Annotated in this window: 17 protein-coding genes and 1 pseudogene; all 18 read left to right on the top strand. The window is 69.7% G+C overall.

The genetic code is table 11. The annotated features are described in order from the left end of the window. The coding region (locus tag AC1DQF_RS17470) for a glycine cleavage T C-terminal barrel domain-containing protein (RefSeq protein WP_477526497.1) at nucleotides 1-1,905 on the top strand (1,905 nt) is incomplete at its 5' end. Next, nucleotides 1,905-2,678 carry an electron transfer flavoprotein subunit beta/FixA family protein gene (locus AC1DQF_RS17475; RefSeq protein WP_477526498.1) on the top strand — a complete coding sequence of 258 codons (774 nt, stop codon included), beginning with the start codon at nucleotides 1,905-1,907 and terminating at the stop codon, nucleotides 2,676-2,678. The genes AC1DQF_RS17470 and AC1DQF_RS17475, both read left to right, overlap by 1 nt. Continuing rightward, entirely contained in the window at nucleotides 2,675-3,658 is a 984-nt protein-coding gene (locus tag AC1DQF_RS17480; protein ID WP_477526499.1) for an electron transfer flavoprotein subunit alpha/FixB family protein, read from the top strand. The genes AC1DQF_RS17475 and AC1DQF_RS17480 overlap by 4 nt, the downstream gene beginning before the upstream one ends. A 195-nt stretch (nucleotides 3,659-3,853) precedes the next feature. Continuing rightward, nucleotides 3,854-4,810 (top strand): ABC transporter ATP-binding protein, encoded by a 957-nt coding sequence (locus AC1DQF_RS17485; RefSeq protein ID WP_477526500.1) that lies wholly within the window; start codon nucleotides 3,854-3,856, stop codon nucleotides 4,808-4,810. A gap of 7 nt (nucleotides 4,811-4,817) precedes the next feature. Further along, nucleotides 4,818-5,603, top strand: coding sequence for an MlaE family ABC transporter permease (locus AC1DQF_RS17490; protein ID WP_477526501.1), 786 nt, complete (start codon nucleotides 4,818-4,820; stop codon nucleotides 5,601-5,603). Nucleotides 5,604-5,605: 2 nt separating this feature from the next. Next, the gene (locus AC1DQF_RS17495) at nucleotides 5,606-6,433 is read left to right on the top strand and encodes an MlaE family ABC transporter permease (protein ID WP_477526502.1); all 828 of its coding nucleotides are present in this window, start codon (nucleotides 5,606-5,608) and stop codon (nucleotides 6,431-6,433) included. Between the two features lie 7 nt (nucleotides 6,434-6,440). Beyond that, nucleotides 6,441-7,742, top strand: coding sequence for an MCE family protein (locus AC1DQF_RS17500; protein WP_477526503.1), 1,302 nt, complete (start codon nucleotides 6,441-6,443; stop codon nucleotides 7,740-7,742). After that, entirely contained in the window at nucleotides 7,742-8,776 is a 1,035-nt protein-coding gene (locus tag AC1DQF_RS17505; protein WP_477526504.1) for an MCE family protein, read from the top strand. The genes AC1DQF_RS17500 and AC1DQF_RS17505 overlap by 1 nt, the downstream gene beginning before the upstream one ends. A gap of 70 nt (nucleotides 8,777-8,846) precedes the next feature. After that, nucleotides 8,847-9,809: an MCE family protein gene (locus AC1DQF_RS17510; protein ID WP_477526505.1), complete on the top strand. Its 963-nt coding sequence runs from the start codon at nucleotides 8,847-8,849 to the stop codon at nucleotides 9,807-9,809. 2 nt (nucleotides 9,810-9,811) lie between these two features. Further along, nucleotides 9,812-10,951 carry an MCE family protein gene (locus AC1DQF_RS17515; protein WP_477526506.1) on the top strand — a complete coding sequence of 380 codons (1,140 nt, stop codon included), beginning with the start codon at nucleotides 9,812-9,814 and terminating at the stop codon, nucleotides 10,949-10,951. Next, entirely contained in the window at nucleotides 10,948-12,375 is a 1,428-nt protein-coding gene (locus AC1DQF_RS17520) for an MCE family protein (RefSeq protein ID WP_477526507.1), read from the top strand. Before AC1DQF_RS17515 ends, AC1DQF_RS17520 begins: the two co-directional genes overlap by 4 nt. Further along, nucleotides 12,372-13,655 (top strand): MCE family protein, encoded by a 1,284-nt coding sequence (locus AC1DQF_RS17525; RefSeq protein WP_477526508.1) that lies wholly within the window; start codon nucleotides 12,372-12,374, stop codon nucleotides 13,653-13,655. Before AC1DQF_RS17520 ends, AC1DQF_RS17525 begins: the two co-directional genes overlap by 4 nt. Further along, nucleotides 13,652-14,245 (top strand): hypothetical protein, encoded by a 594-nt coding sequence (locus AC1DQF_RS17530; protein WP_477526509.1) that lies wholly within the window; start codon nucleotides 13,652-13,654, stop codon nucleotides 14,243-14,245. Before AC1DQF_RS17525 ends, AC1DQF_RS17530 begins: the two co-directional genes overlap by 4 nt. Continuing rightward, nucleotides 14,242-15,033, top strand: coding sequence for a J domain-containing protein (locus AC1DQF_RS17535; RefSeq protein WP_477526510.1), 792 nt, complete (start codon nucleotides 14,242-14,244; stop codon nucleotides 15,031-15,033). The genes AC1DQF_RS17530 and AC1DQF_RS17535 overlap by 4 nt, the downstream gene beginning before the upstream one ends. Nucleotides 15,034-15,266: 233 nt before the next feature. Next, entirely contained in the window at nucleotides 15,267-18,785 is a 3,519-nt protein-coding gene (gene rpoB / locus AC1DQF_RS17540) for a DNA-directed RNA polymerase subunit beta (protein ID WP_477526511.1), read from the top strand. Between the two features lie 40 nt (nucleotides 18,786-18,825). Beyond that, nucleotides 18,826-22,668, top strand: a complete 3,843-nt coding sequence (locus tag AC1DQF_RS17545) for a DNA-directed RNA polymerase subunit beta' (RefSeq protein ID WP_477526526.1) — start codon at nucleotides 18,826-18,828, stop codon at nucleotides 22,666-22,668. 152 nt (nucleotides 22,669-22,820) lie between these two features. Further along, on the top strand, nucleotides 22,821-24,065 hold the full coding sequence (locus AC1DQF_RS17550; protein WP_477526512.1) for a geranylgeranyl reductase family protein: 1,245 nt from the start codon (nucleotides 22,821-22,823) through the stop codon (nucleotides 24,063-24,065). A gap of 69 nt (nucleotides 24,066-24,134) precedes the next feature. Beyond that, nucleotides 24,135-24,572, top strand: a pseudogene (locus tag AC1DQF_RS17555) (lysophospholipid acyltransferase family protein); the annotation flags it as partial. Nucleotides 24,573-24,616: the final 44 nt, after the last annotated feature.

Raw genomic sequence — 24,616 nt, forward strand, 5'->3', positions numbered from 1 at the left:
GGGGTGTGGAGCCCCAAGCTGGGCGACATGGCGGGCATCAGCATCCCGCTGACCCCGGCGGTCCACCAGATGATCAGCGTCGGCCCGTGCCCGCAGCTCGCCGAGCGGGAGGGGGAGATCTCCTTCCCGATCGTCCGGGACATGGACACCTTCTGCTACGAGCGCCAGCACGGCGCCGACATGGAGGTCGGGTCCTACGCCCACCGCGCGATCCTGCACGAGCCCGAGGACATCCCCTCGATCGAGCAGGCCAAGCTGTCGCCGACCGAGATGCCGTTCACCTCCGACGACTTCGACCCCCAGCTCGAGCAGGCCTACGAGCTGATGCCCGACCTGCTCGGCGCCGAGGGCGCGGAGATGCGCTACGCCATCAACGGCCTGCTGTCGCTGACGTGCGACGGCAACCCGATCCTCGGCGAGAGCGAGGTCGGGGGGCTGTGGACCGCGTCGGCCGTCTGGATCAAGGAGGGCCCGGGCGTCGGTCGCGCGGTCGCCGAGTGGATGACGCACGGCCACTCCGAGATCGACCTCCACCACAGCGACATCGCCCGCTTCCACACCCACCAGAAGCGTCGCGAGCACACCCGGCTGCGCACCACCGAGTCGTTCATCAAGACCTACGGGATCATCCACCCGGGCGAGCAGTACGCCTCCGACCGCGACCAGCGGCTCTCGCCCATGCACGCCTCGCAGCAGAAGCTCGGCGCGGTGTTCTTCGAGACTGCCGGCTGGGAGCGGCCGTTCTGGTACGAGTCCAACGCGAACCTGCTCGAGGCGTACGGCGACGCCGTCATGCCTCGCGAGCACGAGTGGGACGCGCGGTGGTGGAGCCCGATCATCAACGCCGAGCACCTGCGGATGCGCGAGGCGGCGGCGGTCATCGACCTGTCGGCGTTCTGCATCTTCGACGTGACCGGTCCCGGGGCGCTGGCCACGGTCCAGGGCACCTGCGTGTCCCAGTGCGACGTGGCCGTCGGCAAGGTCGTCTACACGCCGGTCCTCGACGCCAAGGGCGGCTTCCGCTCCGACCTGACCGTGATGCGGCTCGGCGAGGACCACTTCCGGGTCGTCACCGGTGGCGCGCACGGCATGGCCGACCGGGCCTGGTTCTCCGGGCACCTGCCCGACGACGGGACGACCACGCTCACCGACCTCACCGACGACGTCTCCACCATCGGCATCTGGGGTCCCCGGGCGCGCGACATCGTCGCGTCCCTGACCGACGACGACGTCTCCGACACCGGCTTCGGCTTCCTGTCCTGCCGCGAGATCCAGTTCCAGGGCATCACCGTCCTCGCCTCCCGGATCTCCTACGTCGGCGAGCTCGGCTGGGAGCTGTACGTCCCGATGGGGTCGGCCGCCGACCTGTGGGAGGCGCTGCTCGAGGCCGGCGCCCCGCACCGAGCGGTGCCTGCCGGCATCGGTGTCTACGGCACCACCGGTCGCCTGGAGAAGGGCTACCGCGCCTACGGTGCCGAGCTCGACGGCGAGCGCAGCATCGTCGAGGCGGGCATGCAGCGACCCCGGGTCAAGCAGGCCGACTTCGTGGGCAAAGAGGCCTACCTCGCCCAGCGGGAGCAGGCGCCCGCGAGCGTCCTGTGCACCCTCACCGTCGACGACCACACCTCGGCCAGCGGCGTGAAGCGCTACATGCTCGGCGGCGAGCCGGTCCTGACGTCGGCGGGCGACCTGCTGACCGACGGCCACGGGCACCACCCGTACGTCACGTCCGCGGGCTCCGCCCCCTCGCTCGGCACGCACGTGCTGCTGGCCTACCTGCCGCCCGAGCAGGCGGTGATCGGCACCCGGCTGGCCGTGTCGTACATGGAGGAGCTCTACCCCGTCACCGTCGGGTCCGTCGACGCGACCCCGCTCCTCGACCCCACCAACGACCGGATCCGCTGATGACCGGCGTCCTGGTGTGCGTGAAGCGGGTGCCCGACTCCACCAGCGAGATCGTGCTGACCGAGGACGGGCAGGCGGTCGACGGCCGCTTCGCCGGCTTCACGATGAGCCAGCACGAGCAGTGCGCCGTCGAGCTCGCGGTGCAGGCGGCCGCCGCCACCGGGGGTGAGGCCGCCGTGCTGACCCTCGGTGACGCCGACGCGATCGAGCAGGTGCGCGCCGCGCTGGCGGTCGGCTGCACCTCCGCGACCCACGTCGTGGCCGACAGCCAGCAGCTCGGTCCGGCCGACGTGGCCCGCGAGATCGCCGCCGTCGTGCGCGACCACGAGGCCGCCGGGCAGCCGCACGACCTGGTGCTGCTGGGCCACGACGCCGCCGACACCGGGGACTTCCAGGTGGGCATCCGGCTGGCCTACGAGCTCGGCCGTCCGGTCGTCAACGGCGTCACCCGGGTGTCGGTCCAGGACGGTGTCGTGACGGCGAGCGGCGACGGCCCCGACGGGCACGAGACCTACCGGGTCCCGCTACCGGCGGTCGTCACGGTCCTCGAGGGCGGCGTCGAGCCGCGCTACCCGACGGTGCCGGGCCGGATGAAGGCGAAGAAGGTGCCGGTCGAGGAGCGCACGCTCGCCGGGTCGCCCAGCGGTCCTTCCCGGGTGCGCTGGTCGCTGCCCCCGGCGGCCCCCAGCGACGTCCACGTGCTGGGCAACGGGCCCGACGCCGCCCCCGCCGTCGTCGACCTGCTCGAGCAGCTGGGGGTGCTGGCCCGATGATCCTCGTCCTGGTGGAGAAGGACCTCGGCGGCCACGCCGTCGAGGTGTCGCTGGAGACCCTCACCCTGGCCCGCTCGCTCTCCGAGGCCGGCGGCGGGGTCCCGGTCGACGCCGTGGTCGTCGGCGAGGTCTCGCCCGGGCTGCAGGCCCAGCTCGCGGCGTACGGCGTGCGTGACGTCCACGCGCTGACCGGCACCGGCTTCGAGGCGTTCTCCGGGGCCGCGTGGGCCTCCGGCATCGAGACGGTCCTCGCGAGCACCCGCTCGGTCGTGGTGACCGCCGCAGGGACCCCGCGCGGCGGCGAGGTCCTCGCCCACCTGGCCGCCCGGGCCGGGGTGTCGATGGCCGCCAACGTGCTCTCCTTCGGTGGCCTCTCGCCCTTCGTGGTCACGCGGCAGGTCGTGGGCGGCCAGGCACTGGAGGAGATGCAGCTCTCGGGGCGCCCGACCGTCTTCACCGTCGCCGGCCACGCCGTCGAGGCCGCCCCGGCCCCGACCCCGGGCGCGGCCTCGCTGACCGAGCACGCGCCCGACGTGGCCGCGGCCGACCTCGTCGCCCGGGTCGTGTCCACCGAGGAGCCCGCGCCGGACCTCTCCGGCGGCCTCAAGTCCGCCCGCGTCGTCGTCGGCGCCGGTCGCGGTGCCGGCAGCGAGGGCGGCTTCGACGACCTGCTCGAGCTGGCCRCCCTGCTCGACGCACCGCTCGGGGTCTCGCGGGTCGTCACCTCCCTGGGCTGGCGTCCGCACCACGAGCAGGTGGGCCAGACGGGCAGCCGGATCTCGCCCGACCTCTACATCCCCTGCGGCATCAGCGGCGCCATCCAGCACTGGGCCGGCTGCAGCAGCGCCAAGGCGATCCTGGCCATCAACACCGACCCCGACGCGCCGATGGTCACCAAGGCGACCCACGCCGTGATCGGGGACCTCCACGAGGTGGTGCCGGCCATCAACGCCGAGATCCGGCGGCGCCGCGCGGGCTGAGCGCGCCTGGTGGTTACCTCCCGGTAGCCGGGAAGGCGTCACTCCGGTTGACACGCTGCGTACGTCTCGTGACGCGGAGGCAATTCCCGCGTAACCTCGCGGCGACGTCCGCGTTGGTCCCTCGTCGGGAGCGACGCGGAGTCGCTCTGTACGGCCACCGCCGTACGACGCGTGACTCGAAGGGAGGCGGCGACAATGGGCGTTGAGATCAAGGTCGACGACCTCACCAAGTCGTTCGGCAAGCAGCTCATCTGGGGCGACGTCAGCCTGTCGATCCCCGCCGGCGAGGTCTCGGTCATGCTCGGCCCCTCCGGGACCGGCAAGTCGGTCTTCCTCAAGACCCTCATCGGCCTGATCAAGCCCGACCGCGGCTCGATCATGATCGAGGGCACCGACATCGCCAGCTGCTCGGAGAAGGACCTCTACGAGATCCGCAAGCTCTTCGGCGTCCTGTTCCAGGACGGCGCGATGTTCGGCTCGATGAACCTCTACGACAACGTCGCCTTCCCGCTGCGCGAGCACACCAAGAAGTCCGAGTCCGAGGTCCGCGCCATCGTCATGGAGAAGATGGACCTCGTCGGGCTCGTCGGCGCCGAGGACAAGCTGCCCGGCGAGATCTCCGGCGGCATGCGCAAGCGGGCCGGCCTGGCCCGGGCCCTGGTGCTGGACCCCGAGATCCTGCTCATCGACGAGCCGGACTCCGGCCTCGACCCGGTCCGCACGTCGTTCATCAACCAGCTGTTCATCGACCTCAACGCGCAGATCGACGCGACCTTCCTCATCGTCACCCACGACATCAACAGCACCCGGACCGTGCCGGACAACATCGGCCTGCTCTACCACAAGCACCTGGCCATGTTCGGCCCGCGAGAGATGCTGCTGAGCTCCGAGGAGCCCGTCGTGCGCCAGTTCCTCAACGCCCAGACCGTCGGCCCGATCGGCATGTCCGAGGAGAAGGACGCCGACGAGCTGGCCGCCGAGAAGGACCTCGAGATGCCGCCGCTGCCRCCGATCCCGCTGCAGCTCGAGCCCTCGAGCGGCATCCCGCGCCGCCACCAGCGCCCGCCGGGGGAGTGGTGCCGCGAGAACGGCGTGACGCCGCCTCCCGGGTCGTTCGAGAGCACCAACGCCGGCCTGGCTCCGGGGGCCTGATCGCGCCGTGTCGACCCTCACCGCATCCCGGGCCCTCGCCCCGATCGGCGCCGCGGGCAAGCTCTTCGCCTTCGCCCTCGACGTCGGCCGAGCGACCGTCCGGCGACCCTTCCAGCTGCGCGAGTTCATCCAGCAGGCGTGGTTCATCGCCTCGGTCACCATCGTGCCGACCGCGCTGGTCGCCAYCCCCTTCGGCGCGGTCATCGCCCTCCAGGTCGGTGGGCTGATCAAGCAGTTCGGTGCCCAGTCGTTCACCGGCTCCGCCTCGGTGCTGGCGGTCATCCAGCAGGCCGCACCGATCGGCACAGCGCTCCTGATCGCCGGAGCCGGCGGCTCGGCGATCGCCGCCGACCTCGGCGCGCGCAAGATCCGCGAGGAGCTCGACGCGATGATGGTGCTCGGCATCGACCCGATCCACCGTCTGGTCGTGCCCCGCGTGCTCGCCTGCATGCTCGTGGCCGTCTTCCTCAACGGGATGGTCAGCGTCGTAGGCGTGGCCGGCGGCTACGTCTTCAACGTCGTCCTCCAGGACGGCACCCCGGGCGCCTACGTCGCCAGCTTCACCGCGCTCGCCCAGCTGCCCGACCTGTGGATCGGCCTGTTCAAGGCCCTCGTCTTCGGTCTCATCGCCGCCGTCGTCGCGTCGTACAAGGGCATGAACGCCGGTGGCGGTCCCAAGGGCGTGGGCGACGCGGTCAACGAGTCCGTCGTCATCACGTTCCTGCTGCTCTTCGTGGCCAACTTCGTCCTGAGCATGATCTACCTCCAGGTCGTGCCCCCGAAGACGGGATGACCATGGCTGATCTCAGGAGCATCTACCGCACCCCGCTCAGGTCGCTGGACGACCTCGGCGGGCAGCTCGCCTTCCACATCGGCGTGATCAAGGCCGTGCCCCGCTCGGTCACGCGCTACCCCAAGGAGATCCTGCGGATCCTCGCCGAGGTCACCCTCGGCTCCGGTGCCCTGGCCGTCATCGGCGGCACCGTCGGGGTCATCCTGGGCATGACGTTCTTCACCGGCGCCCAGGTCGGCCTGTCCGGCTACGCGGCCCTCAACCAGCTCGGCACCGCCGCCTTCTCGGGCTTCGTGTCCGCCTACTTCAACACCCGCGAGATCGCCCCGCTCGTCGCAGGCATCGCCCTGGCCGCGACCGTGGGCTGCGGCTTCACCGCCCAGCTCGGCGCCATGCGCATCTCCGAGGAGGTCGACGCCCTCGAGGTGATGGCGATCCCCTCGATGCCCTTCCTGGTCGCCACCCGGGTCGTCGGCGGCCTCATCGCCATCGTCCCGCTGTACGTCGTCGGCCTCCTGTCGTCGTACTTCGCCAGCCGGCTGGTCGTCACCATGTTCTACGGCCAGTCGACCGGGACCTACGACCACTACTTCAACGCCTTCCTGCCACCGGGGGACGTGCTCTGGTCCTTCGGCAAGGTGCTGGTGTTCGCGGTGACGGTGATCCTCATCCACTGCTACCACGGCTACACCGCGTCGGGCGGTCCCGCCGGCGTGGGCGTGGCCGTGGGGCGGGCGGTCCGCACCAGCATCGTGGCCGTCAACGTCATCGACCTCTTCCTCTCGATGGCCATCTGGGGCACCACCACGACCGTGAGACTGGCGGGGTGAGGCGCGGATGAATCCCCTGCGTGCCCTCACCGCCAACCACAAGGTGCTCGGCGTCGTCTTCCTGTGCCTGATCCTCACCAGCGTGTGGCTGGCCTACGGCGTCTTCACCAAGAAGTTCACCGACTACGACGAGGTGACCCTCCAGACGTCGAAGATCGGCCTCCAGCTGCCCATGCGCGCCGACGTCAAGATCCGCGGCGTCCAGGTCGGCGAGGTGATCGCCATCGACGCCGACACCGACGGTGCCAGCCTGACGCTGGGCCTCTACCCCGACGAGCGCGGGCAGATCCCGGCCAACGTGACCGGGTCGATCGTCCCCAAGACCCTCTTCGGGGAGAAGTACGTGTCGCTCGTCGTGCCCGAGCAGGCCTCCGACCAGAGCATCGCCGTCGACGCGACGATCGAGCGCACGGAGGTCTCGACCGAGGTCGAGCAGGTGCTCTCCGACCTCTACCCGCTGCTGCGGGCCGTGYAGCCGGCCGAGATCAACATGACGCTCAACGCCATCGCCACCGCCCTCGAGGGCCGCGGCGACCAGCTCGGCGAGAACCTCGAGGTCGTCGACAGCTACCTCAAGCGCTTCAACCCCGAGATCCCGGCGCTGGTCGAGGACCTCCGGCTGACCGCGAAGGTCTCCGACATCTACGCCGACGTGCTGCCCGAGGTCGCCACCATCCTGCGCAACACGATCACCACCACCCAGACGCTCGAGGGCCGCGAGGACAAGCTCAACGCGCTGTTCAAGGACATCGGACGGTTCTCCGCGACCACCCAGCGCTTCCTCGACACCAACGGCGACAACCTGGTCCGGCTCGGCGACCTGGGACGCACCCAGCTCCAGCTGCTCGCGAAGTACGCCCCCGAGTACCCCTGCCTGCTCGAGGGGATCGTCAAGGCCGGCGACCTGCAGGCCGAGGCGTTCCGCGGCTTCACCCTGCACATCGTCCTGGAGACCCTGCCCAACCAGCCGCGCGGCTACGGCCCCCAGGACGCCCCGGTGTACGGCGATGCGCGCGGTCCCAGCTGCGGCTCGCTGCCCAGTCCCCCCGGCGACCAGGCCAACCCGTTCAACGGCCAGCCGGACTTCGTGGACGGCATCGACGAGCCGACCGGCAAGGGCACCTCGCGCGTGGCCACCGGCTGGGCCGGCGGCGACGGCTACACCGGGGGCCGCGACGAGGCCGCCCTGCTCAAGGGGCTGCTGGGAACCTCCATCGGCACCAGTGCCGAGGACGTCCCCGACCTCGGCGTGCTGCTGGTCGGACCCATGGCGCGAGGCGCCACCGTGACGCTGGGGGAGGCCCGCTGATGCCGCTGCTCGACGCCAGGACCTCCATCGACCTCACCAAGCTGATGATCTTCATCCTCGTGACCACGCTGGCCACCGCCGTGCTCGTGGTCACCATCGGCAACCTGACCTTCGGCGAGACCCGCAACTACAAGGCGGTGTTCGTCAACGCCACCGGCGTCGTCAAGGGCGACGACATCCGCGTCGCCGGCRTCAAGGTCGGGGTCGTCGAGGACATCGAGATCCAGGACCGCACCCGCGCCCTGGTGACCTTCACCGTCGACGAGGACACCGCCGTCACCGGAGCCACGTTCGCGACCATCAAGTACCGCAACCTCGTGGGCCAGCGCTATGTCGCGCTGACCCAGCAGATCGGCGACACCGGGCGGCTGCCCGACAACGCGACGATCCCGGTCGACCGCACCAAGCCGGCCCTCGACCTCACGGTGCTGTTCAACGGCTTCAAGCCCCTCTTCCAGGCGCTGTCGCCCACCGACATCAACAAGCTGTCCTACGAGATCGTCCAGGTGTTCCAGGGCGAGAGCGGCACGCTCGAGGGGCTGCTGCAGCACACGGCGTCGGTCACCTCGACCCTGGCCGACCGCGACGAGGTGATCAGCGACCTCATCGAGAACCTCAACCAGGTGCTGGCCCACATCGGCGACCGCGACGAGCAGCTGTCGCGCCTCATCGTCTCCTTCCGCACGCTCATGGGCGGGCTCAAGGACGACCGGCAGGCCATCCTCGGCTCCCTCGACGAGATCTCCGACCTGTCGGTGGAGACGTCCGACCTGCTGTCGGGCATCCGCAAGCCCTTCGTCAAGGACATCAAGGAGCTGCGCACCGTCGCCGGCAACATCGACAAGAACAAGGCCGAGCTCGACCGGGCCCTCCAAGTGCTGCCGATCAAGCTCGAGAAGGTCGGCCGCACCGCGATCTACGGCTCGTGGTTCAACTTCTACCTGTGCGAGTTCCAGGGTCGCGTCAAGCTGCCCGGCAACCTCAACGTCCCGGTCTCCTACCAGCCGGGCTCCGATCGGTGTGATCTCGGATGAACTCACCCCACGACCTTCTCCGCTCCCTCCGCTGCGCTCCTTCCGCAGACAACGCCGAGGGGACCCCGAGATGATCCCCTTCCGCGAGCGCAACCCCGTGATCATCGGGTTCGTCAGCCTCGTCGCCCTCGGACTGCTGCTCACCGCGGCCCTGCGGGCCGACGACCTGCCGCTGATCGGTGGGGGCGACACCTACCGCGCGGCCTTCACCGAGTCCGGCGGCCTCAAGAAGGGCGACGAGGTGCGCATCGCCGGCGTCCGGGTCGGCAAGGTCGACGAGGTGGCCCTCGACGACGGCCACGTGGTGGCGACGTTCAAGGTCGACCGCGGCGAGGCCTTCGGCCCCGACACCCGGGCCGCCATCAAGGTCAAGACGCTGCTCGGCGCCATGTACCTCTCCCTCGAGCCGGTCGGGGGCGGCCAGCTCGAGGAGGGCTCGACCATCCCCGTCGAGCGCACGTCCTCGCCGTACGACGTCGTGGACGCCTTCGAGGGCCTCGCCGACACCACGGACCGCATCGACACCGACCAGCTGGCCGGGGCCCTCACCACCCTGGCCGACCTGACCCGCAACACCCCCGACGAGTTCCGCTCCGCCCTCGACGGCGTCACCCGGCTCTCGGCCAACGTCGCCGCCAAGGACCAGCAGATCAACGACCTGCTGGTCAACCTCGACAAGGTGTCCGGCGTGCTCGACGAGCGCGACGACGACATCGTCGCCCTGATGCGCGACGCCGACGTCCTGTTCCGCGCGCTCGTGGGCCGCAAGCAGGCGATCCACAACCTGCTGGAGTCGACCTCCACCCTGTCGCGCGAGCTCACCCTGCTCGTCCGGCAGAGCCGGGACGACCTCGCGCCCGCCCTGACGCACCTGGAGAACGTCGTCGCCGTGCTCAACAAGAACGAGGACAACCTCGACAACAGCCTGCGGCTGATGGCGCCGTTCTACCGGGTCTTCGCCAGCACGCTCGGCACCGGCCCGTGGTTCGACACCTACATCCAGAACCTGCCTCCGGCACCGCAGGTGGGCTGATCATGGACCTCGCCCGCAAGTACGCCGTCCCGCTCGTGATCCTCGCCCTGGTGGCCGCCGCGGCCATCACCATGTTCACCGGCTCCGACTCCAAGCGCGTGGTCGCCCACTTCCCGCGGGCCATCTCGATCTACGAGGGGAGCGAGGTGCGCGTCCTCGGCGTACCGATCGGCAACGTCGAGACCGTGGAGCCCTCGGGCACCGACGTGGTCGTGACCATGACCTACGACAGCGACGTCGAGCTGCCGGCCGACGCCAAGGCGGCCATCGTCGCGCCGTCGATCGTCGGCGACCGCTTCGTCCAGATCACCCCCGTCTACACGGGCGGGGAGGTGATGGCCGACAACGTCGAGCTGCCGGTCGAGCAGTCCGCCGTGCCGATCGAGCTCGACCAGATCTACGAGAGCCTCGACACCCTCAACGTCGCGCTCGGGCCCAACGGCGCCAAYCGCGACGGTGCGCTCTCCGACCTGCTCGCCGTCACGGCCGACAACTTCGACGGCCAGGGCGCCAACCTGCGCTCCACCCTGGGCAACGTCGCCCGGCTCACCTCCACCTTGGACAACAACAAGGAGGAGCTGTTCGGAAGCGCGGAGAAGCTCGGCAAGTTCGTCAGCACCCTCGCCGAGAACGACCAGACCGTACGCCGGTTCAACCAGTCGCTCGCCGACGTCTCCGGCCTCCTGGAGGGCGAGAAGGAGGAGCTCTCGGCCTCGCTGCGCAACCTGTCGGTCGCGCTGACCGAGGTGTCGTCGTTCGTCAAGGAGAACCGCGAGGTGCTGGGGCGCAACATCTCGGGCCTCAACCGGGTGTCCAAGGTGCTCGTCAAGCAGCGTGACGCCCTCGACGAGATCCTCGGGGTCGGCCCGTTGGCGCTGAACAACCTGGCGCTGACCTACAACCCGCAGGCCGGGACGCTCGACACCCGCGCCAACATCGGCGAGCTGCTCAACCAGGTCACCGCCGACCCGGCGACGTACCTGTGCGGGCTCACCAGCCAGGTCAAGGGCGCCGACGGCGTGTGCGACACGATCAAGCAGGTGCTGCCCCGGGCGGGCGCGCTGCCGAAGGGGCCGCTGCCGGCCCGCCCCGACCAGCGGTTCGACCCGACCCTCGGGGGACTCGTGGAGGTGTCGCGATGAACCGCGTCAAGGCCGTCGTGCTGATCTTCGTGGCCGCGCTGACCCTCTCGGCGTGCGACTTCGACGTCTACAAGCTGCCGCTCCCCGGCGGTCCCGACGTCGGCTCCGACCCGATGACCGTGAGGGTCCACTTCGCCGACGTGCTCGACCTGGTGCCCAAGTCGACCGTCAAGGTCAACGACGTCACCGTCGGGCAGGTGACCGACGTGTCCCTCGACGGGTACGCCGCCGTGGTCGAGCTGGAGATGCGTCGCGACGTCGAGCTGCCCGACAACGCCGTGGCCGAGATCCGCCAGACCAGCCTGCTCGGCGAGAAGTTCGTCTCGCTCAAGGCCCCCGACGCGGGTGCCAGCGACAACCCGCTCGAGAGCGGTGACGAGATCCCGCTCGAGCGCACCGGCCGCAATCCCGAGGTCGAGGAGGTGCTCGGCGCGCTGAGCCTGCTCCTCAACGGCGGCGGGGTCGCCCAGCTCAAGACCATCACGCAGGAGCTCAACCTCGCCCTCGAGGGCCGGGAGGGCACGGCCCRCTCGGTGCTGCGCCAGATCCGCGACTTCATGGCCCAGCTCGACGACAACAAGGGCGACATCGTCGACGCGATCGAGAAGCTCAACCGGCTGGCCCTCGGGATCCGCAAGGAGCAGCCGACCATCGACGCCGCCCTCGACGAGCTGCCCAGCGCGCTCGACTCCATCGACCGCCAGCGCGAGGACCTGGTGACGATGCTCCGCTCCCTGCAGGACCTGAGCGCGGTCGGCGTCAAGGTGATCCGCGCGTCCAAGGAGGCCACCATCGACTCGCTGGAGGCACTCGACCCGGTGCTGACCCAGCTCGCGGCGTCGGGGGACGACTTCACCAACGCGTTCCACGTGTTCCTCACCTACCCCTTCGTCGACGAGGTCGTGGGCCGGGACCCGCAGGTGGCCCGCAACCTGCACATGGGCGACTACACCAACCTCTCGATCACCCTCGAGGTCGACCTCTCGCAGGGCGCCACCGGGCTGCCCACGCTGCCGACCAACCTGCCCACGCAGATCGACCCGACCGTGATCGTCAACAACGTGCTGGACTGCCTCGCCAGCGGCGACCTGACCAGCCCCGCCTGCCAGAAGGTGCTGGCCACGCCCACCGACCTGCTGAAGCTGCAGGAGGAGTGCCGCAAGGACGCCAACAAGGACAAGGACGTCTGTCGCGAGCTCAACCAGGTGCCCAACCTGCCGCTGCCCACCGAGACGACCACCATCCCGGGCGTCCCGGTCCCGGTGCCCAGCGTGCCGACCGTGCCGGGGCTGCCGACCGTGCCGGGGCTCGGCCGGGCCGGCACCCAGGAGCGGACGCCGCAAGGACCGACGTACGGACAGCTGATGGACCACTTCGACCCGGCTCTGGTGAGCCTGCTCGTCCCCGGGATGGTGCTGCGATGATCACCGCTCGTACCAGGATGCAGCTGGTGGTCTTCGCGATCATCACCCTGCTCGGCGTGAGCTACGTGGGGGCGCGCTACGCCCGGCTCGACCGCGTCTTCGTCGACGACACCTACACCGTGGTCGCCCACTTCGCCGACTCCGGCGGCGCGTTCGCCGGAGCCGAGGTGTCCTACCGCGGCGTCCGCATCGGCGAGGTGTCGGAGATGGTGCTCACCGACGAGGGGGTCGACATCCACCTCGACATCGACAAGGAGCAGGACCGCATCCCGGCCGACAGCCTGGCCCTGGTCGGCAACCGCTCCGCGGTCGGCGAGCAGTACGTCGAGCTGCAGCCGCAGGTCGACGACGGTCCCTACCTCGAGGACCAGTCGCAGATCGCCGTCGACCGCACACGCACCCCGATCCAGACCGACACCCTGCTGACGCACCTGTCCGAGACCGTGCGCAGCGTCGACGAGCAGGACCTGCAGACGGTCACCACCGAGTTCGGCGAGGCCTTCGCGGGCGCGGGGGAGGACCTCCAGACGATCATCGACTCGGGCACCGCCTTCATCGACGCCGCCGACGCCAACTTCGAGGTCACCACCAAGCTGATCCGCGACGGCAACGTGGTCCTCAACGGGCAGGTCGACTCCGAGAGCGCGCTGCGCTCCTTCGCCCGCGACCTCAGCACCTTCTCCACCTCGCTGGCCGGGTCCGACAAGGACCTCCGCTCGGTGATCGACAACGGCAGCGCCACCGCCACCCAGCTGCGCACGTTCATCGAGGACAACGAGGTCGAGCTCGGCGAGCTGCTCAACAACCTCGTCACCACCGGCGAGGTCGTGGTCAAGAACATCAAGGGCGTCGAGCAGCTGCTCGTCATCTACCCGTACGTCGTGGAGGGCGGGTTCACCGTCGTGTCCAAGACCCCGGCCACGGGCAACTACGACGCCCACTTCGGCATGGTCCTCACCCAGGACCCGCCCGTGTGCCACGCCGGCTACGAGGGCACCGACACGCGCCCCCCGCAGGACGGCGAGAACCGCGCCATGAACACGTCCGCCCGCTGTGCCGAGCCCGCGTCGCAGTCCAACGCGCGCGGCGGCCAGCACGCCCCCCGCGCCGCCGCGTCGTACGCCCCGCCGGTCGCCGCCTACGACCCCGACACCGGCGAGCTGGTGTGGGGCGAGGCGGAGGCCGGCCGGCTCGAGTCGCGCGGTAGCGTCGCCCCCCGGACCTTGGGAGAGGAGTCGTGGAAGTGGTTGTTCCTCCAGCCCCTGCTGACGCAGGAGTGACGAGCCCTCCCGCCGCAGGAGGCGCCCGGTCCACCCGGTTCCGGGCGGTCCTGCTCGCGGTCCTGGTGGTGCTCGCGCTCGTCGCGGCCGGCCTGCTGGCCTGGCTGCTCCTCGCGCGCGGCGACGACGGCGACGACGTCCAGTCCTCCCGAGAGGAGGTCATGTCGCAGACCGAGCAGTTCATGCTGCGCATGGGCACCTACGGGCCCGACCTGCTCGACGAGCACGGCGCGATGCCTGAGTACCGCTCCCGCGTCACGGACGTCATCACCGACAAGTTCGCCGCGTCCTTCGACTCCGAGGCCGGGACCGCCGAGCAGCTCGTCGCCCAGGCCGGCGTGACGCGGGTCGCCGACGTGTTCTCGACCGGTGTGTCCAGCATCGACCAGGACTCGGCCCGGGCCCTCGTCGCCGGCACGTTCAGCGACTCCTACGAGGTCAAGGGCAAGACGGTCGACCAGGAGCCGATCCCCTTCCGCATCGAGGTCAGCCTCGTCGCGGTCGACGGCGAGTGGCTCGTCGACGACTTCGACCCGGTGTCCGGCGACGGCGCCGCCCCGACCCAGCCCGACCCGGGAGCCCAGCCGTGAGCAAGTCCTCGACCCAGAGTCCCAGCTGGTACGACGTCCTGGACGTCGACCGCACCGCCTCCGCCGACGACGTGCGTGCGGCCTGGCGCGCGGGCATCGCCGACCTCGAGCCGGGCTCGCGCCGCTTCGCCTCCCTCAACGCGGCCGCGGAGGTGCTCCTCGACCCGGCGCGCCGGACGGCGTACGACGCCACGCTCGAGGCCGAGCCGTCCCTGCCGCTGGTCGAGGAGCGGTCCCCGGGTCACGAGACAGGACGCCGTCCTTCCTCGACCAGCAGGGACACCCGCCTCGACACCCCTCGCCCCGTCCCGGCGTGGCTCCTGGCCGTGGTCGGCCTCGTGCTGGCCGGCCTGGTCGCCGGGTGCGCGTGGGCGTGGCAGACGACCTCGGGGGAGACCGAGGAGGAGGCGACGCGTGCCGCCCAGGCCGCGGCCGAGCGCGCCATCGTGCCCGTCCTGTCCTACGGCTACCAGTCGCTGGAGGAGGACCGGGCGCGTGCCGAGGGCTACCTCACCTCCGACTACCGCGCCGACTACGACAAGCTCTTCGGGGTCATCGCCGACAACGCCCCGCAGACCCAGACCACGGTCAAGGCGACGGTCGTGGCGTCGGGGATCGTGCGCTCGGGCCAGGACCGGGTCGACGTGCTGGTCTTCGTGGACCGACCCACCACCAACAAGCTCACCCCGGAGCCGGAGACCTACAAGGACCAGGTCACGGTGACGATGCAGAAGGTCGGCGACGCGTGGCTCGTCGACAACCTCGTCACGTCACCGGCACAGGGCTGAACCGGGTCGGTGCTTGACCTGTCCCCGGTCGCAGGTCATCATCATCGGCAACGCGTGAGCGAACGGCGAGCAGGAGCAGTCCAGCGCCATCGACCCCGCCTTTGAAGCGAGCCGTGTGTTGCGGTAGCCTGTGACTTTGCGCCTGCCCTCATATGCCCTTCACCCTGCCCGGACGGGTGTCGTGGTGGTCGGCCGGCGATCTCTTGGATCACGATCCTTCGAAGGACACCCTCTTGGCCGCGCGCAGCTCCGCTGGTAACTCCCTGCTCAAGTCCAACCGCACCTCTTTCGCGAAGATCGCCGAACCTCTCGAGGTTCCCGCTCTCCTCTCCCTCCAGACCGACAGCTTCGAGTGGCTCGTCGGCGGCGAGAAGTGGGAAGGGATGGTCGCTGCCCGTCGGGCCGCGGGCGAAGACGTGTCGGAGAAGTCAGGTCTGCAGGAGATCTTCGAGGAGATCTCCCCGATCGAGGACTTCTCCGAGACGATGATGCTCTCGTTCGACAACCCCGTGTTCGTCGACCCCAAGTACACCGAGGAGGAGTGCAAGGAGAAGGACTTCACCTACTCCCGCCCGCTCTACGTCTCGGCCGAGTTCATGAACCACGAGACCGGTGAGATCAAGGGCCAGACGGTCTTCATGGGCGACTTCCCCATGATGACCCGCAAGGGCACCTTCATCATCAACGGCACCGAGCGGGTCGTCGTGTCCCAGCTCGTGCGCTCGCCCGGCGTCTACTTCGAGCGCTCGGCGGACAAGACGTCCGACAAGGACATCTACACCGCCAAGCTCATCCCGAGCCGCGGCGCCTGGCTCGAGTTCGAGATCGACAAGCGCGACCTGGTCGGCGTGCGGCTCGACCGCAAGCGCAAGCAGAACGTCACCGTCCTGCTCAAGGCGCTCGGCTGGACCACCGAGCAGATCCGCGAGGAGTTCGGCCAGTACGAGTCGATGATGCTCACGCTGGACAAGGACACCCCGCAGACCCAGGACGAGGCGCTCCTCGACATCTACCGCAAGCTGCGCCCGGGCGAACCGCCCACGCGTGAGGCCGCGCAGACGTTGTTGAACAACTACTACTTCAACAACAAGCGCTACGACCTGGCCAAGGTCGGCCGCTACAAGATCAACAAGAAGCTCGGCCAGGCCGAGGCCTTCGACCAGCAGACGCTGACCGTCGACGACATCGTCGCCGCGATCCGCTACATCGTCGARCTGCACGCCGCCGGCACCCCGGTCGAGGCGCCCGACTTCGTCGACGCCGCGGGCACCGTGGTCATGGGACCGGACAACAAGCCGGTGAAGGTCCAGGCCGACGACATCGACCACTTCGGCAACCGCCGCATGCGCACGGTCGGCGAGCTCATCCAGAACCAGCTCCGCACCGGTCTGGCGCGCATGGAGCGCGTGGTCCGCGAGCGGATGACGACCCAGGACGTCGAGGCCATCACGCCGCAGTCCCTGATCAACATCCGCCCCGTGGTCGCGGCGCTGAAGGAGTTCTTCGGCACCTCGCAGCTCTCGCAGTTCATGGACCAGACCAACCCCATCGCGGGCCTGACGCACAAGCGCCGCCTCTCCGCGCTGGGCCCGGGCGGACTGTCCCGTGACCGCGCCGGCATGGAGGTCCGTGACGTCCACCCGTCGCACTACGGCCGCATGTGCCCGATCGAGACCCCGGAAGGCCCCAACATCGGCCTCATCGGCTCGCTCGCGTCGTACGGACGGATCAACCCGTTCGGCTTCGTCGAGACGCCGTACCGCCGGGTCGAGAAGGGTGTCGTCAGCGACAAGGTCGACTACCTGACCGCCGACGACGAGGACCGCTACGTCATCGCGCAGGCCAACGCCCCCCTCGACAAGAACAACAAGTTCGTCGAGGAGCGCGTGCTCGTGCGCCAGCAGCGCGGCGAGGTCGACGCGATCCTGGCCGAGGAGGTCGACTACATGGACGTCTCGCCGCGCCAGATGGTGTCGGTCGCGACGGCCCTGATCCCCTTCCTCGAGCACGACGACGCCAACCGCGCCCTCATGGGCGCCAACATGCAGCGCCAGGCCGTGCCGCTCATCACGAGCGACTCGCCGCTGGTCGGCACCGGCATGGAGTACCGCGCCGCCGTCGACGCCGGTGACGTCGTCGTGGCCGAGAAGGCCGGTGTCGTGAAGGAGGTGTCCGCCGACTTCATCGAGACGATGAACGACGACGGCTCCTACCAGACCTACAAGCTGGCCAAGTTCCGCCGCTCCAACCAGGGCACCTGCATCAACCAGCGCCCGCTGGTGGTGGAGGGCGACCGCCTCGAGGTCGGCTCGCCGATCGCCGACGGTCCGTGCACCGACCAGGCGGAGATGGCGCTCGGCACCAACCTGCTCGTGGCCTTCATGCCGTGGCAGGGCCACAACTACGAGGACGCGATCATCCTCAGCCAGCGCCTGGTGCAGGAGGACGTCCTCACCTCGATCCACATCGAGGAGCACGAGGTCGATGCCCGCGACACCAAGCTCGGCCCCGAGGAGATCACCCGGGACATCCCGAACGTCTCCGAGGAGGGCCTGGCCGACCTCGACGACCGCGGCATCATCCGCATCGGCGCCGAGGTCACCACCGGTGACATCCTCGTCGGCAAGGTCACGCCCAAGGGCGAGACCGAGCTGACCCCGGAGGAGCGGCTGCTGCGCGCGATCTTCGGTGAGAAGGCGCGCGAGGTGCGCGACACCTCGATGAAGGTGCCGCACGGTGAGTCCGGCACGGTCATCGGCGTCCGCGTCTTCGACCGCGAGGACGGCGACGAGCTGCCCCCGGGCGTCAACCAGCTGGTCCGCGTCTACGTCGCCCAGAAGCGCAAGATCTCGGTGGGCGACAAGCTCGCCGGTCGTCACGGCAACAAGGGCGTCATCGCCAAGATCCTGCCGATCGAGGACATGCCGTTCATGGAGGACGGGACCCCGGTCGACGTCGTGCTCAACCCGCTGGGTGTGCCGCGTCGTATGAACATCGGCCAGATCCTCGAGCTCCACCTCGGCTGGCTGGCCAAGCAGGGCTGGGACCTCAACCTGCACGACGACCAGGGCTCCGCGGAGTGGAAGGACCGACTCATCTCGATCCACGCCGAGAAGTCCGAGCCCGGCACCAAGGTCGCCACGCCCGTCTTCGACGGTGCGCGCGAGGACGAGATCACCGGCCTGCTGGGTGCGACGTACCCGACGCGTGACGGTGTGCGGATGATCGACGAGACCGGCAAGGCGTCGCTCTTCGACGGCCGCTCCGGCGAGCCGTTCCCGGCGCCCGTCTCGGTCGGCTACATGTACATCCTCAAGCTGCACCACCTCGTGGACGACAAGATCCACGCGCGCAGCACCGGCCCCTACTCGATGATCACGCAGCAGCCGCTGGGCGGTAAGGCTCAGTTCGGTGGCCAGCGCTTCGGTGAGATGGAGGTCTGGGCGATGGAGGCGTACGGCGCCGCCTACGCCCTGCAGGAGCTGCTGACGATCAAGTCCGACGACGTGCCCGGTCGCGTCAAGGTCTACGAGGCCATCGTCAAGGGCGAGAACATCCCCGACTCCGGTATCCCCGAGTCGTTCAAGGTGCTCGTCAAGGAGATGCAGTCGCTGTGCCTGAACGTCGAGGTGCTGTCGCACGACGGGTCGGCCATCGAGCTCAAGGACGCCGAGGAAGACGTCTTCCGGGCCGCCGAGGAGCTGGGCATCGACCTGTCGCGTCGTGAGCCGAGCTCGGTCGAAGAAGTCTGAGTGACGAGGCGGCGCGCCGTTCCCGGCCGACCAGCTTCAGATCGGCCTGGCCACCGCGGAGGACATCCGCGGTTGGAGCCACGGTGAGGTCAAGAAGCCGGAGACCATCAACTACCGCACGCTCAAGCCCGAGCGTGACGGCCTCTTCTGCGAGAAGATCTTCGGTCCCACCCGGGACTGGGAGTGCTACTGCGGCAAGTACAAGCGCGTGCGCTTCAAGGGCATCATCTGCGAGCGCTGCGGCGTCGAGGTCACCCGTTCCAAGGTCCGTCGCGAGCGGATGGGCCACATCGAGCTCGCCGCTCCTGTGACCCACATCTGGTACTTCAAGGGCGTCCCCTCGCGCCTGGGCTACCTGCTCGACCTCGCCCCGAAGGACCTCGAGAAGGTCATCTACTTCGCGGCGTACATGATCACCTCCGTCGACGAGGACGCGCGTCACCGCGACCTGTCCTCGCTCGAGGGCAAGGTCGGCCTGGAGCGCGAGCGCCTCGAGAAGCGGCGCGACACCTCCATCGACGACCGCACCAAGAAGCTCGAGGAGGACCTCGCGGCCCTCGAGGCCGAGGGTGCCAAGGCCGACCAGCGCCGCAAGGTCAAGGACGGCGCCGAGCGGGAGATGAAGCAGCTGCGTGATCGTGCGCAGCGCGAGATCGACCGCCTCGACGAGGTCTGGAACACGTTCAAGTCCCTCAAGGTGCAGGACCTGCTCGGCGACGAGCTCCTCTACCGCGAGATGAAGACGTGGTTCGGCAAGTACTTCGAGGGCTTCATGGGCGCCACGGCGATCCAGAGGCGCCTCCAGGACTTCGACATCGAGGCCGAGGTGGAGTCGCTGCGCGACACCATCGCCAACGGCAAGGGCCAGAAGAAGGTCCGCGCCCTCAAGCGCCTCAAGGTCGTCGACGCGTTCCGCAAGACCGGCAACCAGCCCATCGGCATGGTCTTGGACGCCGTCCCGGTCATCCCGCCGGACCTGCGTCCGATGGTGCAGCTCGACGGTGGCCGCTTCGCGACCTCCGACCTCAACGACCTGTACCGCCGCGTGATCAACCGCAACAACCGCCTCAAGCGCCTGCTCGACCTCGGTGCTCCCGAGATCATCGTCAACAACGAGAAGCGGATGCTGCAGGAGGCCGTCGACAGCCTCTTCGACAACGGTCGTCGCGGCCGGCCGGTGACCGGTCCGGGCAACCGCCCGCTCAAGTCGCTGTCCGACATGCTCAAGGGCAAGCAGGGGCGCTTCCGCCAGAACCTCCTCGGCAAGCGCGTGGACTACTCGGGCCGTTCGGTCATCGTGTCGGGTCCGCAGCTCAAGCTGCACCAGTGCGGTCTGCCCAAGCAGATGGCGCTCGAGCTGTTCAAGCCGTTCGTGATGAAGCGCCTCGTCGACCTGTCGCACGCGCAGAACATCAAGTCCGCCAAGCGGATGGTCGAGCGCGCCCGCCCGGTCGTGTGGGACGTCCTCGAAGAGGTCATCACCGAGCACCCCGTGCTGCTCAACCGTGCCCCCACGCTGCACCGACTCGGCATCCAGGCCTTCGAGCCCCAGCTGATCGAGGGCAAGGCCATCCAGATCCACCCGCTCGTGTGCGGCGCCTTCAACGCCGACTTCGACGGTGACCAGATGGCGGTGCACCTGCCGCTGTCGGCCGAGGCCCAGGCCGAGGCGCGGATCCTGATGCTGTCGACGAACAACATCCTCAAGCCGTCGGACGGCCGACCGGTGACCATGCCTTCGCAGGACATGATCATCGGCCTGTTCTGGCTGACCACCGACCGCGACGACCAGGTCGGCGACGGCCGGATCTTCTCGACCCCGTCCGAGGCGATCATGGCCTACGACCGGGCCGAGATCACCCTGCAGAGCACGGTGAAGATCCGTCTCGACGACATCGTGCCGCCGCTCGAGGACGAGGCCGGCGCGGACTGGGAGCAGGGCCGCTCGGTCCTGCTCGAGACCACGCTGGGCCGGGTGCTGTTCAACGACACCCTGCCGGCCGACTACCCGTTCGTGAACTACGAAGTGGGCAAGAAGGCCCTCGGTGCGATCGTCAACGACCTCGCCGAGCGCTACACCAAGGTCGAGGTCGCTGCGTCGCTCGACGCCCTCAAGGACGCCGGCTTCCACTGGGCCACCCGCTCCGGCGTGACCGTCTCGATCGACGACGTCACCACCCCGGGCAACAAGGCCGAGATCCTCGCCGACTACGAGGCGCAGGCGGAGAAGGTCCAGAAGCAGTTCGAGCGCGGTCTCGTGACCGACGACGAGCGTCGCCAGGAGCTCATCGAGATCTGGACCCAGGCATCCAACGACGTCGCCAAGGCGATGGAGGCCAACTTCGACCGGACCAACCCGATCTACATGATGGTCGACTCGGGTGCCTCCGGAAACATGATGCAGATCCGTCAGGTGGCGGCCATGCGTGGTCTGGTGGCCAACCCGAAGGGTGACATCATCCCGCGGCCCATCAAGGCCAACTTCCGTGAGGGMCTGTCGGTCCTGGAGTACTTCATCTCCACCCACGGTGCCCGCAAGGGTCTGGCCGACACCGCGCTGCGTACCGCCGACTCGGGTTACCTGACCCGTCGTCTGGTGGACGTCTCGCAGGACGTCATCATCCGTGAGGACGACTGCGGCACCGAGCGCGGCCTGCCCAAGCGGATCGGTGAGCGGGGCGAGGACGGCGTCGTGCGCAAGCACGAGAACGCCGAGACCGCGGCGTACGCCCGCTCGTCGGCCGTCGAGGTCACCCACCCGGAGTCGGGCGACGTGCTCGCCGCCGCCGGTGAGGACCTGGGCGACGTCAAGATCGGCGAGCTGATCGCTGCCGGCATCGAGGAGGTCAAGGTCCGCTCCGTGCTGACCTGCGACGCCCGCACCGGTACCTGCGCGAAGTGCTACGGCCGTTCGCTGGCGACCGGCAAGCTCGTCGACATCGGCGAGGCCGTCGGCATCATCGCGGCCCAGTCGATCGGTGAGCCCGGCACGCAGCTGACCATGCGTACCTTCCACACCGGTGGTGTGGCCTCCGCGGACGACATCACGCAGGGTCTGCCCCGCGTGGTGGAGCTCTTCGAGGCCCGCTCGCCCAAGGGTCGCTCGCCGATCGCCGAGGCGGCCGGTCGGGTCGAGATCGAGGAGACCGACAAGGCCCGCAAGGTCCTGGTCACCCCGGACGACGGCTCGGAGGTCCAGGAGTACCCGGTCAGCAAGCGCTCGCGCCTGCTGGTGGCCGACGGCGACCACATCGAGGTCGGCCAGAAGCTCACCGTCGGTACCGAGGACCCGCAGGACGTCCTGCGCATCCTGGGTGTCCGCAAGGCCCAGGAGCACCTGGTCGACGAGGTGCAGAACGTGTACCGCTCGCAGGGTGTGTCGATCCACGACAAGCACATCGAGATCATCGTGCGGCAGATGCTGCGCCGGATCACGGTCATCGAGTCGGGTGACACCAACCTGCTGCCGTCCGACCTGGTCGACCGCGTGCGCTTCGAGGAGGAGAACCGCCGTGCGGTCTCCGAGGGCACCAAGCCCGCCTCGGGTCGCCCGGTGCTCATGGGCATCACCAAGGCCTCGCTCGCGACCGAGTCGTGGCTCTCGGCGGCCTCCTTCCAGGAGACCACCCGGGTGCTCACGGACGCCGCGATCAACGGTCGCTCCGACAGCCTGCGCGGGCTGAAGGAGAACGTGATCATCGGCAAGCTGATCCCGGCCGGCACCGGCCTGGAGCGGTACCGGAACATCCGGGTCGAGCCGACCGAGGAGGCCCGCGCCGCGGCGTACTCCGTGACCGGCTACGACAGCTACGACTACGACTTCGGCAACGGCGGCCAGGCCGTCGCGCTGGAYGACTTCGACTTCGGTTCCTACCAGAACTGAGCGCAGCGACGTAGTCACGACCGGGCCCCGGTCTCCCTCGCGGGAGGCCGGGGCCCGGCTCATTTCCCGGAGCCCGACCTCGGCTCCGGTGATCGCAGGACCCACGCGGCGCCGTTTTCGTCCCGGTTGGGGCGACAGGGGAGAATCGCGGCGTGACCACCCCCACTGCCACCGACGTCCTCGTCGTCGGCGCCGGACCCGCGGGCTCCGCGGCCGCCGCCTGGAGCGCCCGGGCCGGGCTCGACACGGTGCTGGTGGACGCCCAGGTCTTCCCGCGGGACAAGACCTGCGGTGACGGGCTCACGCCCCGCGCGATCGGCGAGATGCAGCGGCTGGGCCTCGAGGACTGGCTGCGCGCCCACACGGTCAACCACGGGCTGCGCGCCCACGGCTTCGGCCAGACCCTCCTGCTGCCGTGGCCGGCCGTGCCCGGCAGCAGCCTCCCGTCGTGGGGGTCCGCGGTGGCCCGCACCGAGCTCGACGACCACCTGCGCAACGTCGCCATCAAGAGCGGCGCGGTGGCCCTCGACGGCGTCCGCGCGGTCGACGTGCGCATGGAGGGTCCACGCGTCGCGGCCGTCGTGTTCAGACGCGGCGAGGAGACCTTCGAGATCGCCTGCCAGCGGCTCGTGGTCGCCGACGGCGTGCGCTCCCCGCTCGGCAAGCTGCTGGGCCGTGAGTGGCACCGCGACACCGTCTACGGCGTCGCCGGACGGGCCTACATCGCCTCCGAGATGTCCGACGACCCCTGGATCAGCTCCCACCTCGAGCTCCGCGGCGAGGACGGCGAGATCCTGAGCGGCTACGGCTGGATCTTCCCGCTCGGCACCGGCGAGGTGAACGTCGGCGTCGGCACCCTCGCGACCTCCCGGCGCCCCGCCAACATCGCGGTCAAGCCGCTCATGTCCTACTACGCCGACCAGCGGCGTGAGGAGTTCCGGCTGTCCGGCGAGCTGCGGATGCCCACCTCTGCGCTGCTGCCGATGGGCGGGGCCGTCTCCCACGTTGCCGGCGACAACTGGGCGCTCATCGGCGACGCCGCCGGCTGCGTCAACCCGCTCAACGGTGAGGGCATCGACTACGGGCTCGAGACCGGCCGGTTCGTGGCCGAGGCGATGGCCGCCGGCGAGCACCTCGGCACCGTGTGGCCGGGCGTGCTGCGCGAGCACTACGGCGAGTCCTTCTCCATCGCCCGTCGGCTCGCCGGCGTGGCCACCCAGCCCCGGATCGTCGCCGCCCTCGGTCCCGCCGGGATGCGCTCGGACTGGCTGATGACCCTGGCCCTGCGGTGGATGGGCAACCTGGTGGACGAGGCCGACCGTGACCGCGCCGCCCGGGTGTGGCGGTGGGCGGGTCGCCGCTCGATCGCGCGCGACGCGCGGCCGCCCTTCGCCTGAGCGTCCCTGCGCCGCAGGTACCCTCCCGCTGACACGATCCGTGGCGGGGGCCAGAACCGAAGAGAGTGCATGAGCGAGGCCTGCTACCGGACGACCAACGCGCTGGGGCGTGCAGCGTTGCGGCTGCTGCGGATCGACACGCGCTGGACCGGGACGCAGCACCTGCCGACCAGCGGACCCGTGCTGCTGGCCGCCACCCACKTGAGCTATCCGGACTTCCTCTTCCTCGAGCAGGCCGCGATCACCCGTCAGCGCTACCTCCGCTTCCTGTGCCGCCACGACGCGTGGCGGGTGCCGGGCGTGCGGACCGCGATGGACCGCATGCAGCACGTCCCGGTCGACCGTGAGGCACCCGCGGCGGCCTACCTCCGCGCCCGGAGCCTGCTGCGCGCGGGGGAGGCCGTGTGCGCCTTTCCCGAGGCCGGCGTCTCCCACTCCTACACCGTGCGCTCCCTGATGCGCGGGGTCGCCGGGCTGGCCCGCGAGACCGGTGTGCCGGTGGTGCCCGTGGCGCTGTGGGGCAGCCAGCGGATCTGGAGCGTCGGCCGCCC

The sequence above is a fragment of the Nocardioides sp. P4_G4 genome (assembly GCF_056401085.1).

Bases quoted from the DNA above. Each gene is read 5' to 3' on its own strand.
- AC1DQF_RS17525 (WP_477526508.1), top strand. From the start codon at position 12,372: ATGATCACCGCTCGTACCAGGATGCAGCTGGTGGTCTTCGCGATCATC.
- AC1DQF_RS17510 (WP_477526505.1), top strand. From the start codon at position 8,847: ATGATCCCCTTCCGCGAGCGCAACCCCGTGATCATCGGGTTCGTCAGC.
- AC1DQF_RS17475 (WP_477526498.1), top strand. From the start codon at position 1,905: ATGACCGGCGTCCTGGTGTGCGTGAAGCGGGTGCCCGACTCCACCAGC.
- AC1DQF_RS17495 (WP_477526502.1), top strand. From the start codon at position 5,606: ATGGCTGATCTCAGGAGCATCTACCGCACCCCGCTCAGGTCGCTGGAC.